This window comes from Chitinophaga sp. CF418, from assembly GCF_900142925.1.
Lineage (GTDB): Bacteria > Bacteroidota > Bacteroidia > Chitinophagales > Chitinophagaceae > Chitinophaga.
Genome location: NZ_FRCN01000016.1, coordinates 118,261 through 135,462, shown reverse-complemented (window position 1 = coordinate 135,462; position 17,202 = coordinate 118,261). Strand labels below are relative to the sequence as shown.

The window sequence follows — 17,202 nt, the reverse complement described above, 5'->3', positions numbered from 1 at the left end:
TATTCATAAAAACGGGCTCCTGCAACCCGTTCATGTAAATGTGACCCCGCAATTTTCGTACCTTATCCGCTGACTAAAAGCGAACACCTCTATATCAAAACCGGACACTTAACACTAAGAATACGCATCTAAACAATTCATTATCAATACAATTACAAATTGGCATTCTCTTGGAGCCGGCACTGTCGTATATTTCGTATTGCCAAGACCTAAATACAATTCAATGTTCAGGTACTATTACAAGATTGCCATTCGCAACCTCTGGAGGAATAAAGGCTTCTCAGCCATTACAATCTTTGGGTTGGCCATCGGGCTGGCTACCTGTTTATTAATCACTTTATTTGTAACGGATGAGTTGAGGTATGAGTACTTCAATGATAAGGCCGACCGTATCTACCGTATAAATGCAGACTTCCTGGTGAATGGCGGCGCATTCAAAGAAAGGAATACACCGGCACAGTTTGGGCCTGTACTGCAGCAGGATTATCCGCAGATTGAAAAATATGTGCGCTTTCTCCAGGAGGAACATATACTCGTGAAAAAGGGGCAAGAAACCCTGATGGAGAACAATGCCTGCTTTGCAGATTCCAGTGTTTTCGACATCTTCAGCCTGCATATGATCGCCGGCAACCCGGTTACGGCGCTGCGTAATCCCTTTTCAATGGTTATTTCGGAAAGGATGGCTAAAAAGTACTTCAACAGTACGGACGTTGTCGGCAAAATATTAAACACCGACAATATCAACCAGTATACCGTTACAGGCGTGATCAAAGATGTACCGCCACAATCCCATCTTCACTTTGATTTCATCAGAGCGATGGCGCAGGAAGAATACAGCAGAGAAACGCAATGGATGGCCGACAATTTTGTAACATATGTCCAGGTTCGTCCAGGTACCACCCAGGCGCAACTGGACAGATACCTGCAGCAGGCCACAAAAAAATACATGGAGAATGATCTCAAAAAAATGACAGGGAGCGACCTTGCCGACCTGGAAAAGAAAGGAGGATATTTCAGGTATCAATCCATCCCCCTCAAAAAGATCCATCTCTATTCCGATCTGACCAATGAAGCAGAACCTTCGGGGAACATACAATACATCTACATTTTCATTATCACTGCCATTATCATTCTGCTGATCGCTTGCGTGAACTTCATGAACCTTTCCACCGCCCGCTCCGCCGGAAGGGCCAAGGAAGTAGGACTGCGTAAGGTCATGGGTTCACAAAGAAGCAGCCTGATAATACAGTTCCTGGCTGAATCTATCCTCACCAGCTGCTGCGCTATGATCATTGCAATAGCCCTGACCGCATTACTGATACCTTATCTGAATGAATTGTCAGGAAAATCGCTCAGCATTACTGTCGCATCCCTGGCATGGGTGCTTCCTTTATTGTTGCTTATAGTGATCATAGTAGGACTGATGGCAGGCAGTTATCCTGCATTCTTCCTCTCCTCATTTGAACCGGTGAAAGTGCTGAAAGGGAAACTTTCCAGCGGCTTTAAGAGCAGCTGGCTCAGGAACAGCCTGGTCATCTTCCAGTTTGCCGCAGCTATCCTGCTCATCGTCGGTACGCTGGTCATCTACAATCAGCTGAGTTATATACACAATAAACAGCTGGGGTATAACCGGCAACAGGTATTGGTCATAGAAAATACACAGGCACTATGGATACACGCCAAAGGGTTCAGGGATGATGTACTGAAAATCCCGGGAATTACGGCGGGTACCATGACAAATACATTGCCTACCGACATTAACATGAATACGAATATCTACTCCAAAGATGCCGCCAGGAGTCCCGGACAGGTGGTGGGTATTCCGGAATGGCATGTAGACGCCGACTATATACCTACCCTTGGCATGCAGATGGCGAGCGGACGGAATTTTTCACCTGATATGCCTACTGATACCGGATCAGCGCTTATTATCAATGAAACAGCCGCACGGCTGCTTGGATTTACGGATATCACTGACAAATATCTTTACTCCGGCAACAGTAAAATGAAGATCATCGGAATATTGAAGGATTTCAATTCAGGTACTTTACGCAGCAAGACCCCTCCGGCTGTACTCAAATTAGGCGAATATACGGGCACCATGGCATTCCGTGTTAATACGACCAATATTCAGCAGGTCATCAACAGGATCGCTGCGTTATATCATGCACGGCCGGCTATGCAGGGACAACCTTTCAGATATACTTTCCTTGACGATAACTTTAACAGGTTATACCAGGCAGAAGAACGCACAGGTAAGATCTTTATCTCCTTTGCCGTATTAGCCATCCTGATCGCTTCCCTGGGTGTATTTGGGCTTATTACCTATGCCGCGGAACAGCGTACCAAGGAGATCGGTATCCGCAAGGTATTAGGCGCATCTGTATCAGGTATTGTGGCTATGCTATCAGCAGACTTCCTGAAGCTGATCGCACTGGCAGCAGTGATTGCCACACCACTGGCCTGGTTGCTCATGAACAAATGGCTACAGAACTTTGCCTACCGTATCAATATCAACTGGGCAATATTTGCAGTATCTATTTTCCTGATGGCGCTCATCACTATGCTAACCATTAGCTTCAAAGCCATCAGGGCGGCGATGGTCAATCCTGTAAAAAGCTTAAGATCTGAATGATCATAAAGGGGGATGTAACAAAAATAAATGTATGTCCTTAGAAGCGCATAAAAGAGTACCTGATTCCTTTAGGTACCCGGATAAAAAGAGCCTGTCCGCCAAGTAGGCAGGACAGGCTCTTATCTTCATATAATCACTACTCAATTCTGTAAGGTCCACTGGCTGCTTTCAAAGTAGGCTGGTACATTCGTACATTGTGCCAAACCACTCTGATTCTCCAGGTTCAGATAGGTATTCTGCCACTCATTCTTCAGACGGGTATAACCGTTATAACTTTCCAACACCCAATAACTGCTGTAGAAAGTATTAGGTACATCCGAACTCTCCACATAACTGTACAGGTGTTCAATATTCAGGTAATGGCCTGTTGCCAGGTTTTTAAACCGGATATGTCCGTTCACCGTTTCCTGTACCCATCTGTATTGATTACCGCTGCTATTACCGTTATATTTCACCTGTCCGTTCTCTTCATACAGGTAAGTATTTAACCACTTGTTTTTGATAAGAACACCTGTCGTTCCCGGCGGAGGATTGCCACCACCAATGCTGTTTAACAGGTTCTCCGCATTGCTCACCTGCAGGTTGGCCAGATAGGAGAACACCTGGTTCAGCTGCTGCTGTACAGTACTGTTGCCTGCATACTGTTTTCTGTACCCGTATAAGCGGGCAACCAGTTCCAGTTCATGCTGTCCGTAGGGAACACCTAATTTCTGCTGCATAGTGGTCAGGAAGGAGTAGCCAAATTCATCGGTCGGCTCAATGATAGTGCCTTCGCCATAGTCATTCCAGGTAGCAAACTGGATGATATTTACGCTGGAATTAAGCGCTTTATCCAGCATGGTAGAGAAAGTAGCGGTACCATTATACGCGATCTCCCAGGTAGGGCCATCGGCGCCACCAGCTGCATAGAAAGATTTGAAACCGGGATAAACCACACCTATAGACAGCGGGAAACTTGCCGCCTGCGTATAGTAGCGGTCTACTACACCCGGATGTTCCTGGTATATCCAGGGGAATTCACCACCCGCATTGTTAGCGCCTACTTCATTGGTAAACCCGTAAAGCGGGATGATCTTCGGACGCGGATTAATACCATTCAGGATAGTATTCCATTCGGAAGGCTGATGGAAAGTGATAGGCCCGAAGTTCAGTACTACCGGTTCATTAGCAGCATTCCTCAGATAATTTCCCTGATTGAAATAGTTGTTCTGCATGTATACAAAATCGCCGTTGGCACTGGAAGCCATGCCAGGATCCCAGTTGCGGTCTTCATGTACGATGGAGAATTGCAATCCTACGGCATTCAGTTTGTTGATCAGTGCATTGGAATTGCTCAGGTTATCGGGATAGTCATACCGTTGCCTGGTGCCCGGCCAGTCAATAAATACACCATCTGCACCGGCATATTTCATCAGCAGTAGTTGATACTCGATGATATCCGGATCGCCGGAAGCGTAAGGCCCTGTTTTAGGATAGAAATAAGCGGCGATCTGTCTTTTACCATTGACGATAATGTCCGGGTTCTGGGTATTCATTTTCCAGTGATACCCCCAGGCGCCCCTGGATGCCGGTGTTTCAAACCAGGGCATCCAATGGATAAAGATCTTTTTGCTTGTGGATTTGCTGACAGCTACCGCAGCCTTGGTATTCAGGTCGGCAGACAGGTGTTCCTGTGGTTCCAGCGACGATTTGTTACACGCGAACAGGAACAGGGCACAACAGGCCCATAATAGAGTTCTCATTTTGAGGGAGATTTGATGAATAAATAAATGGTTCTTTTGAGAATGACGATATGGCTTTTCCGCAGCGAAAATAATCCCCCGGCGTTAACCCACATAATAGTATGGCAGAAATATAGAAGAAAAGAAAGCTTTAAAAATACAAATAGTATGATAATCACCCCATTGACATAGGGCTGCTATCTAAAAAAATATAGACGTTCAGCTATAAAAATGAGAGGGAACTACCCGTTGGGATATGCGTAGTTTTGATGGCAGGGAATTTTTCCTGCAGCCATTTGGCCATAAATTCAGATCCTGGCTCCTCACTTACGATATGGCCAAGTACGATCAACGACAATTGTTTACCAGCCGCCCGGGCATCGCGAACATATTCAGCGGTCTCCCATTCTGCCACTTCGCCGCATACTAATACATCAGGTTGCGTATTGCTGATACTCTGGATCTGGTTCCTGCCACCATAAGCACCGGGCAGCAGCAGTACCTTTTTGCATTGCTGTTCAGGATCACCAACATACCGCACGGCCTCGATGTTCAGTTTCTGCTTCAGATCTCCTATCAGCGCTTTTAATGTCATTGCGGGCGACAAATTATAGATAACATGACTGCTATCCTCAAACTGTTGCCACCCCAGCTGATCCACCAGGCCTTTACGCACCCCATCCGGCTTTACGCCGTGTATGTAGTCATGGTTACGCCATACAACAATATTGTGTTTCTTCAGCAGATCGGCTTTATAACGGTATACATCGTCCTTTTCAAGCCATGCTGTTTCGTCTGTATGGTTATAGAACGTAGGCTCGTGAGCGATGATAAAATTTGCATTCAGCGAAATAGCCTTTCTGATCACCTCCACAGTAGCAAACATAGTGGTTACAATACCGGTTACCACCACATCTCTACTCCCCGATTTCAAAGTATCGACAGTATTGGGAAAAGGAGCACCCGGCGCCTCTTTTATGAACAGGTCCATTATCTGCCCTACAGTGATCCGCTCCTGTACCGACATAAAACCAGTAGCAAAACCGGCAAAGGGAGAAGTAAGAGCTACAGCAGATCCCGCAGCTACCGCTACCTGTGCAATGAATTTTCTTCTGTTGATGGAGGTATTGTTCCCACGTGGCATAATGACTGATTAACCTGATAAATATACTGTTTTTCAGGAAGATCTGTCTATAAACAAAGGGGGAACTCAAAGGAACTCAAAAGTAATTGACCAGTGTAACACAGAGGAGATAATGATTGCCTGCAATTAAGCCAAAGGCTCAGACCCAGGGTCATGACAAACAGACATCTAAACAGTACTAGGGAGAGCGAAAGTAGCACCCGGTTTCAGATGGGAATGGCGGGCCTTCGGCTCTCGGGAGACACGACCGATGTTGTCCAATCCGTATTCAAAATCCTATACGATTGACAACGCTCAATCGTCTTCCGGAGAGGCGCCGACCGACATCCCATACTGAAACCGGAGCTACTTAGCGGGAAAAAAATCAATACCTCAGCGACAGTACACGCAGAGCAATATCCCTACCCGTCTGCGCGCCTATCTGGCTATCAAACTGGTAATGAATACCACCATAGATCCTCGAAATAGAAGCCTCATCTATCATCTGCTGAAAACCATTGAAAGAGCGGGCACTAAATCCCTCCGCCACTTTCTGGTTATCCGTGAATGAAAAACTACTTCCAAAATAATCTCCCAGGATATTGCCTGCAGCACTCGTAAATGTAGCATGCCCTGATGTATAAGAAGGGAACGGCGGTGTACCGATCAGCGAGTTCCAACCTGCAGCTATATACGTCTGTATATAAGTGACTGGACGCAGCAGATTGTATTTGTACTTATACTTCCAGCACACAATGGCAGCATCGTTTTCACCAATACCTGCCTGCGCGAAAAGCTTTGCAGCTTCCGTCAGGCCAAGGCTGTTGTCAGTGATCAGCTGAGCAGTGATAGCCAGCATATGTCCCGGCGGAGTGAAAGTACCGCCTCCATCAGCCCAATAACGGGCAATAGTGTTCTCTTCTGGCGTAAGTGTATTCACCTTGTTATAAACGAAATAAGCGGCCTTATAGAACGCAGAAGCCGTATCTGTTGAGAAGGCAGGATGGGCGATATCTGCGGTCTCCGGATTAAGTGGTCGCACCATCAGCCGGTTATTGCCCCAGTAAGGCAGCATGGCACGCTGAAAGGCAGGCGGGGTTGGTACCCAGAAGGAAGGACCTACCGGAGGTACGTAATCGGTAGGAAAGTTATTCAGATAGCCGTCCTTTCCGCCATCGGTAGTTGACCAGGTATAAATAGCGGCGCTCACCTGTTTACCAAAATTAACAGAGCGGTTAATCTCATCGGCGCCACAACTACCTGAAGCTGCTGCTTTGTTGGTACTGTCAAGTGCAGCGATCAGCGCCAGGTTGGCAGCGCTGGCGTTGGGATACAGACGCTTAATGATGTCTGCCATTGCACTATTGGCAACGATCTCCCAATTATATCTTTTTCCCCATTCGGGGCGGGGTACATTGCTCAGGCCATCCAGCTGGCCACTGAGGGAATGACCGTACCTGTCACTCCATATCACTGCTTCATGCAGTGCAACGCCTGTATAGGCAAGTGCTCTGGCAGCCACCGGCGGACTGAATCCCGGCGTCTCTCTGATCAGTTTAAATTCGAGCTGATACCACGAAACCGGTACAGCAGCTGCTGCATTACTTTGGGGCGTGAATTCGGCAGCAGCAATTGTGGGGATTTGGGGTGCCTGATCTTCCTTGCTACACGCGGCAATAACAAGGATCATAAAGAGGTAGATGCACCACGAACGTTTGGAGTAAATGGTCATAATATTGAGTTTTTTAAGAGGGAGTAATATAAACATGACCGGTAGAAATATGCCCGCAGTCATTTACATGAAAAGTTGCCAAAATACTCCCTGTTTTGTATAGGCTTTACGGAAAAAGCATGTATCTTCGGAACCATTGTTTTTGGACCTCAATTACAACACCCCTGAATATGAATGTTAAAGAATCACAATAAAACCCACAACCCCCATTATTTAACTAAATCACCCTTCCAACATCATGGAACTTAAACTCATCAGGATCAATAGCCAGGGTCCTTTAGTAACAAGCTGGCAGTTCTTTTTAATCGGTCAGCACTTGTACGAAGGCGTCGCTGACGGCATTTTTTCAAGAGAGCTACAGGATGCAACTATCCAATTCCAACGTAAAAATAACCTCCAGCCTGACGGTGTTGTAGGCAACAAGACATATGGTGTTGCCATGCAATTTGGATTTGATGGTATTATTGATGACCGGACTGACAAATCCAGCGCAGATTACCCTAAACCGCCCTCATTTCAGCCAATGGTTTCCAATGAAGAAAGAGCCAGGGTGTTTGGTAAATTCTCGTTCGTATCCCAGCCTATTGCCGGCAATCCGGAAAACATCAAAGTTACCGACAACTGGGTAAGCCAGAATATTGTAACAGCATCTATCCCACAGCTGATCCACATCAAAGGATCGGACAGGGTACAGTTCCATAAGCTAGCGGCCAATCAGCTTGTTAAACTGTGGGCTGACTGGGAAAAAGCAGGCTTACTTCCACTGGTGCTGACCTGGGGCGGCTCTTATGTTCCAAGATTCATCAGAGGCAGCCGTACAACGTTGAGCAATCATTCTTTTGGCTCAGCATTCGACATCAATGTGGCATGGAATCCGCTTGGTGCCATACCTGCGTTGGTAGGTCAGAAAGGGACTGTGAGAGAGCTGGTGCAGATAGCTAATCTGAATGGCTTTTACTGGGGCGGACATTTCTCCCGTAAAGATGGAATGCACTTTGAAATAGCACAGATAAAATAACGTAAACATGCCGGGCTGTTTGTAAGAATGGTCCGGCATTGACATCATTTATAGAGAATTTCAGCTACCACTTATAGACAATTTCTATTATAGAGATTTTCTATTTATGCAGCCCGTAGATTGTGATTACTTTTATGCCAAACGTATACAGATGGCACCAGAAGTATCACAGTCAAAATACAGCCGCAGACAGGAGATCGTAAACGGACTTATTCATGGTGCAGGCGTACTGTTTGGCATCAGTGCACTGCCTGTGCTGATAGCTATCGCAGCAATACACAACAATATTGCGGGCATTGCAGGCGCTGCTGTCTACAGTTTCTGTTTCCTGCTTTTATTTACCTGTTCTACCGTATATCATCTCTCACTCGATGCTGCTGCCAAGAAATTATTTCTCATCTTCGATCACATCAGTATTTATTTCCTGATAGCAGGGACATATACTCCTTTCCTGCTTGTATATATGAACAATGCCTTTGGCATCACACTGCTGTCTGTATTGTGGGGACTGACACTAGCGGGTACTTTTTTTAAGATGCGGTTCACAGGGAAATATGAGATCATCTCCACTGTCATTTATCTCCTGATGGGCTGGATATTTCTGGCAGGCGGGCCGAGGTTCTTTACTGAATTACCTTTATCTGTTCTGATACTGCTTTGTACTGGCGGCGCCCTGTATACTTCCGGTGTGTATTTCTATCTCACAGACAGGCGCACCTTTGCGCATGCAGTGTGGCATTCCTTTGTGCTTGCAGCTGCTATCTGTCACTTCGTAGCGATCCTGTTATCGATGTAGCTCATCCGTTACTATCTGCAAAGAGATTTTGTCCGCAAATGAGGGTCAGTATTTCCGTAAATGAGGTGGTAGTTTACAGTCCTCATACGAAATTAGATGATAATAAAAATATGCCTCTACTGTTCTCCCCCAATGCGAACATATAATCATTAAGCACTATGCAGATGGAATACAACAGAATCGCTGATATCAAGCGTTTACAATTTATCATCAACAGTTTGAAGAAACACCTCCCTGCCGGCTCCGTTGTACTTGACGTGGGTTGTGGTAATGGTATTATTGCCCGTCATCTTGGTGGCGAAGGATTCAATGTTTATGGCATTGATATCAGTCCTAAAGCAATAGAAAAAGCAAGGGCGCTCACTGACCTGCCTAATGTCAGTTTTGATGTGATCAGTGCGGAACAGCTGGTGGCTGATGGCAGGAAGTATCATGCCATCATCTGCAGCGAGGTGTTAGAGCATCTTAATCAACCGGAAAAATTGCTGAATGTATTGTATCAGTCACTTGCTGATGATGGTGTGCTGATCGTTACTGTACCTAACGGCATGGGTCCCAGGGAAGTGCTGATAACAAAGCCTGTTATTGCCTTACAAAAGAAGGATAACTGGGCATGGCGCTGTATACAGAAAATAAAGTCCATGCTTGGCTATAAAGGCACTACTGTTCAATCAGATGCAGATGATCTGACGCATGTGCAGTTCTTCAGCAAGCACTCTCTTGAAAATCTTGCCCGCAAAACACGGTTTAAGATCATCAGTTTCGGAAAAACGAACTTTATTGACGATGTTTTTCCTTTTTCTTTCTTCACGAAAAAGATCAAAATTCTACAGAAGTGGGATGGCGCAATTGCAGAAGTCCTTCCTTATCAACTGACTGGAAGTTTTGTAACAGTATGGGAAAAGAACCCATAAAAAAAACAATATATTTTATTGCTGAAAAACCCCGATTTATACCCTGATCAGGCTGTATTCTCATGGTAATTACGTAGCTTTGTATTACCTATACCCGTAATATAATCTATGAAAACCTTCAGTGTACTATTCAACATACTGAAAACCATCACCGTATCCTTATTGATCATGCTTCCTTTTACAGCCAGGTCACAAACGATACCTATCTATCTTGAAAATCCGTCATTTGAAGGACAGCCAACAATGAATGGAATTCCTGCCCCATGGTATCAGCGATCTGTCAATTTGATAGCATACACTTTACCACTTGGCAGTACCAATGAGATAGCCCCTTCGGATGGAAAAACTTATGCCGCATTACTGGCTGCATCTGAAAACAATACTTCTGCCGGACATGCTGTATGGACATCTATCGGACAACGACTATCACAACCTATCGAAGCAGGCAGGGCATACCTGATCTCTTTTGATATGGCATTGATGCCTGAAGAAGACCACAGTGACAATACAGCGGCTACATCTACTGCATTGGCCATTCTGGGCAGCACTTCAGAACCGGATATAGGAGAAAGGATCTGGTATTCGGATATCTGCTACGAAAGAAAATGGAACAGGTTCACAGCTGTATTAAAACCTAAAAAAAACTACACCCACCTTCGTTTTGAGCCCTACGTTACAGACTATGATGATACCTGTTATGTGGTAACTTTTCTCGACAATATTTCGATGATCGAAGAAACGCTCAACTTTGATGTGAGTGCAGAGAATACATGTTATGGCGAGAGCGACGGTAAGGTAGTTGTCACCATGCATAGCCTGGAAAAAGACACATATAGCTTCCGCTGGGAACCGGGTGGTTATACCACACCTGAAGTATCCCATCTTCCGGCAGGTAAATACACCGTCACAGTAACAAGCAATAATAAGGGTAATTCAAGAGCAGAAAGTATACTGGTAAAACAATGGGATATCAAGATCGATGCAGCTGTATCAGGCATCAGTTGTTTTGGTGAATCAGATGCAAGCATTTTAGTAACTGCGAGTGGAAGCTTAAGTCCCTATAAATATGCACTGGTAAATGAGTTCCCGGATCAGGATACACCCGGCTTCGATAACCTGGCAGCTAACTACTACACGCTGAAGGTGACAGATAGTATGGGCTGTTACAAAACGCAAGGTATCAACATTGTTAATCCGGGTCTTCTGCAGATGAAAGATGTTATAGCAAGACCAGTATCCTGCAGTAGTGTACAGGACGGCCAGCTCATCTTCACTCCTGCCGGAGGCACCCCGCCTTATCAATACAAACTTGCAGATACATTCCAGCTGGAAAACAGGTTCCGCCACCTGGATGCAGGTAGTTATCATTACACCGTTACAGATGGACGTGACTGCTCAATAGAAGGAAATGCAACGATAGAGAAAGAGTGGAGAGATTGCGCCATATATATGCCTACTGCATTCAGCCCTAATGGAGACGGTAAAAACGACATTTTTAAGGCCAGGCTGCAGGATGATATTACTGCGTACAGATTGGCTGTTTATGGCCGCTGGGGACAGCTTATTTTCGAAACAACAGATCCTGAGACGGGATGGGATGGGAAGCAGAAAGGCCTTGACCTGCCACCGGGCACCTATATATGGGTAGCTACCTATACAGCCAGTAATAAACAACCGATGAAGCAGCAGGGTACTATCACCATGTTCAGATAAAATAAACCGGAAGTGCTCCGGATTGCAGTTAAATAGCGTAACTTGATAAGAGTTAATCTCTTAGCTATATGGAACTGGTAGTATTCGCAGCACTTCATTTTGAGCTAAATGCCCGGCCTGCCGGCGAGACAACAAGCGGCAGCCCCCCTTTACAAATGTTGCTTGATCTGATCAGATCCCAACAGGGTACCGGGCCACAGGCCTTACAGATCCATGCAGGCAGCTCTTCTCCCCCGCCATTGCCGCAGATAATGGTCAGCACCTGCATGACGCGTTATCTCGATCATCTGTCAGGCACCATGCAGGAAAACGGCACAAATGGCTATGAGCTGGGTAATATTACGGTAGAGTTGCTGACGGAATACCAGGAAAAGCAGACACCGCAGGAACATACAGAAACAGCTCTGTCAACAACGATGATGATCATCAGAAATGAAGTAATGCTTAATCCCAATATTCACGAACATAGCCTGCGGATACTTGCCAAAAAGCACTTTATTAACGAAAAAACGCTGAGCAGGGCATTCACGAAAACATTTAGGGTAAAGATCAGTGATTTTATACTGGAGCAGGTGATGCAGCGGGCCAGATACCTGCTGGAAAATACCCAAAAGACTGTAGCAGATATAGCAGAAGAATTAGGATACAGCAACGATTATAATTTCTCCCGTACATTCAAAAATATACACGGTATTTACCCCATGGAACTCCGAAAAAAGAACATATCCCCGAAACGGTCTACATACTAAACTCCTCGTAAAAAGCCTGTCTGGTAGCGGGATTATACCAAAGGTACTGCCAGAAATCATCTTCCTCTCCTGCTCTGTAGGGGATCAGCTGATCTATCTCTTCCTGTTTCCACCAGTTAAATTTTCCCGGGAAGGAAATAGCTCCCATATTGTCTTCTGTTGACAATTGAAGCCCGTTCTGCTCAACGATCTTGTCAATCGTTGACTGATCGCAGCTAAAAGACATCAGCACAGAATAATCAATAGCCATGAAGTCGCCGTAGGTATAAAGATCTTTCACGTCGCTCGTCAGTTCGATCTGCAGATGCTCCTTAAAACGGCTTTTGTTATCCCTTGTATCGGCAGTGTAAGCATTATATGTGGGGTATACTCTTTCTGTCTGCTCTGTTGTTGCGTCTGTAGATCTCTCTATTACCGCATGTCGTTTATGTTTGTTCTTCCCACAGGAGAGAACGGTCATTGAGAATGACAAAAAACACAACGTCAACAATAATCTTCCTGAATGCTGTTTCATATGACAATTTGTAAGGGATACACAAATATCGTTGCAATTGCTGCAACCTGCCTGCTTCATACGTTGGCACAAGAATCAATCATAGGCATCTTCCCTGCGGCAGAATCCCCCGCTTTAACAATACAAATATACATATGAAAATTTAGAATATCATCAATATATCCTCCCATTTGAAAGATTTAACCCAGGCCTGACTGCCTCCGGGTCAGTGCTTAATTACTCAGGTATTAAATTCTGGTATTATATTTGTTTTTCTTTTACCACAAAGTATTTATTTCATGTTCGTAAGACCGATACTCATACTGTCGCTGCTATTTTCCTTTTTCATTTGCTGTACTATCAGCGCATGTACTTACCGTGTTGCGCCACCTCGGGGAAATCCTCATGGCTTACCTCCCGGACAGGCTAAAAAGTTAACAGGATCCAAATCAGCCAAGCCTTATGCGCCGGGTCAGCAAAAGAAACGGTATTGATCCGGCCATTTATTTTTTCCTGGTGATCATGTCATATACAAGTCCTGCAGCAACAGCATATACTGCATGATGTAATATGTCAATTCCGATCGTTTTGGGATCTTCCTCCTGAATCGGCGGCGCCACCTTCAGGCCGGGCAACATGACGAGAGCAGCTTAGTCTCTGGCTTAGAGGCGAAAAAAACATGCCAGGCACACACATGCGTCTGCCTGAATGTTGGTCAATGTTGAGAATGCTGATATAATCCGAATATATTACCTGCAGGGTCGCTGAACTTTGCTGTGATCTCGCGCGCGTCATCATTCATATCTTCTATGATCTTTCCTCCGTTTGCAGTGATCAGTTTCAGGGTAGCGCGCATATCAGATACCATCAGGTGAATACTAAGGCCTTTGTCGCCATGTGCTTCACGACCGGTTATAAAAGTGCCGCTCACTTCTTCAACAGCATCATCAAAAGCAACGGAGCCGTCGCCACGTGTTCTGATCTTCCAGCCAAATATTTTCTCATAGAAACCGGCTGATTCCTTCACATCTTTCGCAGGAATTTCGATATAACAGATCTTGCCGTTTCCGAAGGTAGGATGTTCCATGTTTTGTATGTTTTTGTGGATTAAATAGTTGTAGATGGGGCATATTCCTTTTCGCTAAAGTAGCATTGTTTCAAATCATTTTCTTAATTTATCCCCCATGGAACAACATAACAAGCAGGAGCATTCACATACTCATGGAGGCATTTTCGGTCACAATACGGAACTGATCTTTAGCATTATCTGCGGCATATGCCTGGGCATAGGTTTTGGCCTTCATTTCATAAAGACGCTGACCCCGGGCATTCCCCTGATACTTTATACCGGGGCTTATTTCTTCGGAGGATTTTTTACAGCTAAGGAAGCAGTTACTGCGATCAGTAAAGGTGAATTTGAAATTGACTTCCTCATGCTGGTGGCCGCTGCAGGCGCAGCTATACTCGCCGACTGGGCAGAGGGAGCCTTGCTATTGTTCCTGTTCAGTCTTGGTCATGCGTTAGAGCATTATGCCATGGGCAAGGCAAAAAAGTCCATAGCAGCATCGGCTGAATTAACGCCTAAAACAGCCCTGTTAAAGTCAGGGCAAGAGGTGGACGTGGAAACACTGAAAACAGGCGATATTATCCTTATAAAACCGGACACAAAAATTCCTGCGGATGGTATCATCATAGCAGGCAACAGCAGCGTCAATCAGGCACCTATCACGGGGGAAAGTATGCCGGTAGAAAAGCAGGCTGTAGCCGGTCCCGATATAACACCAGATAAGGCTGATCAACTGGAAGCTAAATACAGGGTCTTTGCGGGTACTATCAATGGTAATGGTTCGCTGGAAGTAAAGGTTTCACGTTTAGCGTCCGGTTCTACTATCGCCCGGCTCATAAAACTGGTGAACGAAGCCCAATCGGGAAAATCTCCCTCCCAGCGGTTTACAGATAAGGTACAACGATATTATGTGCCGGCAGTGCTGATCCTGGTAACTGCTTTATGTTTTGCGTTCCTGGTAATAGACGAACCATTCAGCAGAAGTTTCTACCGCGCCATGTCTGTACTGGTAGCGGCAAGCCCCTGTGCATTGGCGATAGCAACTCCCAGCGCCGTATTAAGCGGTGTAGCCAGGGCTGCGAGGTCCGGTGTGCTGATCAAAGGAGGAAGGCCATTGGAAGATCTGGGCACGCTGACTGCATTGGCCTTCGATAAAACAGGTACGCTCACAGAAGGAAGACCGAAACTCACCGATATTATTTCCCTTAACGGCACCAGTGAAGAAGAGTTGCTGCAACTAACGATTGCGGTAGAATCCCTGAGTGATCATCCCCTGGGTAAAGCCATTGTAAAGGACGGGAAAACAAAACTACGTAATGCCACACTTCCCGCTGTCAGCGATCTAAAGTCTGTAGCCGGAAAAGGCATCAGCGCCCGGGCCGGCGATGATACTATTGTGATCGGGAATCCGGCCTTGTTTGAGAAGGAACAAATGCCGCAGGAACTGGTGGAAAAAGTAGCCGCACTGCAGGAAGGCGGGAACACTACGATGATCGTCAGGAAGAATAGTGATTACATTGGTCTTATATCTGTTATGGATACCCCACGGGAGGAAGCCCGGCAGGTATTACAGGACCTTCGTGCTGCGGGCATCCGGAGGATGATCATGCTGACGGGCGATAATCAGCAGGTAGCTGATGCTGTGGCCCGGCAGACAGGGCTTACAGAAGCATGGGGCGACCTGCTTCCTGAAGAGAAAGTAGATGCCATCAAAAAATTAAAACAGGACGAAAATAAGGTGGCTATGATAGGCGATGGAGTAAACGATGCCCCGGCCATGGCAAACAGCACAGTGGGCATCGCTATGGGTGCTGCAGGTAGCGATGTAGCCCTTGAAACAGCGGATATAGCGCTGATGGGTGATAAACTGTCCCTCCTGCCCTTTGCGATCCGCTTAAGCAGGCAGGCGAAAAACATCATCCGCCAGAACCTTGTATTCAGCCTTGGTATGGTTGTAGTGTTAATCCCGCTTACCATGTCGGGTATCGCTTCTATAGGCCCGGCCATCATTGCACATGAAGGCTCTACTTTACTGGTGGTATTTAATGCATTGAGACTATTGGTGTATAAAGATTAGACCACGCTCTATCAGACACCCATATAACATATAACAAGAGCCCGTCCACCGGGGTGGACGGGCTCTTGTCTATGAAAATATTGTTTCTGAGAAAAAAGCTTTTTCTAAACTTAGCGGCTTTCCAGTTGTACCCAGGGGCTGCTATCTTCGGAAAGCAGATCGCACTGAGCGCCATATAGCTCATCCAGCTGTTCAAGATCACCGCTCCACATAGCGAATCCCATCAGGTAATTTTCGCCCAGGTTAGTCCAGGTAGTATAATTGTGCAGCAAATCCTTGCCAAATTTCCGGATATACGCCATTGCCTCATCCCTTGACAGGAAACCGGCATCATAGCCCCAGCGGCAAAGATTAATAGCGCGGCCAAGGTCCCAGGTGAGGGCATCCAGTTTACATTTTTTACCTTCAAAACAGCCCGCTTCCTCACGGAGGTGCTTATAGCCTTCGGAAATATTGGCTGCGTACAGATCTACGGATATTTCATCGCCTTTAGCGGTAAATTCCTCCTGCAGTTTTTCCAGTTCCGCCGCCCTTTCCCTTACAGGCAGGGTGGTAAGTATATTCCAGATGGGTTTGAAGTAAACGCGATGACCATGGTTCACCAGCCAGTCGATATTAGCCAGCAGTTTATCCCTGGTATTGATATGCCATTCTCTTTTCAGCATTCCCCTGATCTCTTCCTGGTCACTATCTGTTTCCAGTGTATCCATGCGGTCGCCATGCAGATAGGCCAGGTTGGCGCCGCAGGCTATATATTGTCTGTCATGCAGGGAAAGGGTACCATCTTCATGCAACTCCGGCGTATCCTCCTCTTCTGGTTGCATTGCACGGTCCTGTTTTGCTCTTAAGGCAATCTCTTTCGCCCTGCGATTCAGTTTGATCAGTTTGACAACAACAAATAGAATGTATAGGGCTGTTACGCCGACGATGATGATGATCGTTTTCATGTGGAATTTTTAAATATCGCATACTGAAAGATGAACTTCAGGTTGCGCACTCAGTTACTGACTCAGTTTAAAAGCTGTCTTTTTGGCTTCAAATATGCTGCTCTACTATATAGTTTAATAGTATCCCTGACTGTAAGGGATCATTGTTTTTCCCTTTATGCAATATCGCATTTTAAAGGGAATATTCTATTAAAAAGAAAAATCTATCTTTGCCATCT

13 protein-coding genes are annotated in these 17,202 nt (G+C 45.7%); 7 read left to right on the top strand and 6 right to left on the bottom strand.

What is annotated here, in order from left to right; genetic code table 11:
• Positions 1-223 precede the first annotated feature (223 nt).
• Positions 224-2,635 (top strand): ABC transporter permease, encoded by a 2,412-nt coding sequence (locus F3I09_RS29500; RefSeq protein ID WP_149698648.1) that lies wholly within the window; start codon positions 224-226, stop codon positions 2,633-2,635.
• 140 nt (positions 2,636-2,775) lie between these two features.
• On the opposite strand, the gene F3I09_RS29495 is transcribed toward F3I09_RS29500, so the two are convergent.
• The 3 genes from F3I09_RS29495 to F3I09_RS29485 all read right to left on the bottom strand — a co-directional run bounded on the left by F3I09_RS29495 (position 2,776) and on the right by F3I09_RS29485 (position 7,211).
• The gene (locus tag F3I09_RS29495; RefSeq protein ID WP_149698647.1) at positions 2,776-4,377 is read right to left on the bottom strand and encodes a glycoside hydrolase family 71/99-like protein; all 1,602 of its coding nucleotides are present in this window, start codon (positions 4,375-4,377) and stop codon (positions 2,776-2,778) included.
• A gap of 202 nt (positions 4,378-4,579) precedes the next feature.
• Complete coding sequence (locus F3I09_RS29490) at positions 4,580-5,500, bottom strand: Nif3-like dinuclear metal center hexameric protein (RefSeq protein WP_149698646.1); 921 nt, start codon at positions 5,498-5,500, stop codon at positions 4,580-4,582.
• Positions 5,501-5,864: 364 nt separating this feature from the next.
• The gene (locus F3I09_RS29485) at positions 5,865-7,211 is read right to left on the bottom strand and encodes a vanadium-dependent haloperoxidase (RefSeq protein WP_149698645.1); all 1,347 of its coding nucleotides are present in this window, start codon (positions 7,209-7,211) and stop codon (positions 5,865-5,867) included.
• Between the two features lie 238 nt (positions 7,212-7,449).
• Here F3I09_RS29485 and F3I09_RS29480 point away from each other — a divergent pair, with 238 nt between their 5' ends.
• The 5 genes from F3I09_RS29480 (at position 7,450) to F3I09_RS29460 (ending at position 12,401) form a co-directional block, all read left to right on the top strand.
• Positions 7,450-8,229: a M15 family metallopeptidase gene (locus F3I09_RS29480; RefSeq protein ID WP_149698644.1), complete on the top strand. Its 780-nt coding sequence runs from the start codon at positions 7,450-7,452 to the stop codon at positions 8,227-8,229.
• Positions 8,230-8,380: 151 nt separating this feature from the next.
• Positions 8,381-9,025, top strand: coding sequence for a hemolysin III family protein (locus tag F3I09_RS29475; protein ID WP_149698643.1), 645 nt, complete (start codon positions 8,381-8,383; stop codon positions 9,023-9,025).
• A 164-nt stretch (positions 9,026-9,189) separates the two neighbouring features.
• A complete protein-coding gene (locus F3I09_RS29470; RefSeq protein ID WP_188134002.1) occupies positions 9,190-9,939 on the top strand; it encodes a bifunctional 2-polyprenyl-6-hydroxyphenol methylase/3-demethylubiquinol 3-O-methyltransferase UbiG in 750 nt (249 codons plus the stop codon).
• 108 nt (positions 9,940-10,047) lie between these two features.
• Positions 10,048-11,652: a gliding motility-associated C-terminal domain-containing protein gene (locus F3I09_RS29465; protein ID WP_149698641.1), complete on the top strand. Its 1,605-nt coding sequence runs from the start codon at positions 10,048-10,050 to the stop codon at positions 11,650-11,652.
• Positions 11,653-11,720: 68 nt separating this feature from the next.
• Positions 11,721-12,401 carry an AraC family transcriptional regulator gene (locus tag F3I09_RS29460; RefSeq protein ID WP_149698640.1) on the top strand — a complete coding sequence of 227 codons (681 nt, stop codon included), beginning with the start codon at positions 11,721-11,723 and terminating at the stop codon, positions 12,399-12,401.
• Here the strand turns inward: F3I09_RS29460 and F3I09_RS29455 are convergent.
• Together F3I09_RS29455 and F3I09_RS29445 are read right to left on the bottom strand one after the other, a co-directional pair.
• Positions 12,391-12,915, bottom strand: a complete 525-nt coding sequence (locus tag F3I09_RS29455; RefSeq protein WP_149698639.1) for a hypothetical protein — start codon at positions 12,913-12,915, stop codon at positions 12,391-12,393. The two genes, F3I09_RS29460 and F3I09_RS29455, sit on opposite strands and share 11 nt — an antisense overlap.
• A gap of 694 nt (positions 12,916-13,609) precedes the next feature.
• Positions 13,610-13,981 carry a VOC family protein gene (locus F3I09_RS29445; protein WP_188134001.1) on the bottom strand — a complete coding sequence of 124 codons (372 nt, stop codon included), beginning with the start codon at positions 13,979-13,981 and terminating at the stop codon, positions 13,610-13,612.
• Between the two features lie 97 nt (positions 13,982-14,078).
• Here F3I09_RS29445 and F3I09_RS29440 point away from each other — a divergent pair, with 97 nt between their 5' ends.
• Complete coding sequence (locus tag F3I09_RS29440; RefSeq protein WP_149698636.1) at positions 14,079-16,037, top strand: heavy metal translocating P-type ATPase; 1,959 nt, start codon at positions 14,079-14,081, stop codon at positions 16,035-16,037.
• A 110-nt stretch (positions 16,038-16,147) separates the two neighbouring features.
• Here F3I09_RS29440 and F3I09_RS29435 read toward each other — a convergent pair whose 3' ends face one another.
• Positions 16,148-16,984, bottom strand: coding sequence for a DUF1266 domain-containing protein (locus tag F3I09_RS29435; protein ID WP_149698635.1), 837 nt, complete (start codon positions 16,982-16,984; stop codon positions 16,148-16,150).
• Positions 16,985-17,202 lie beyond the last annotated feature (218 nt).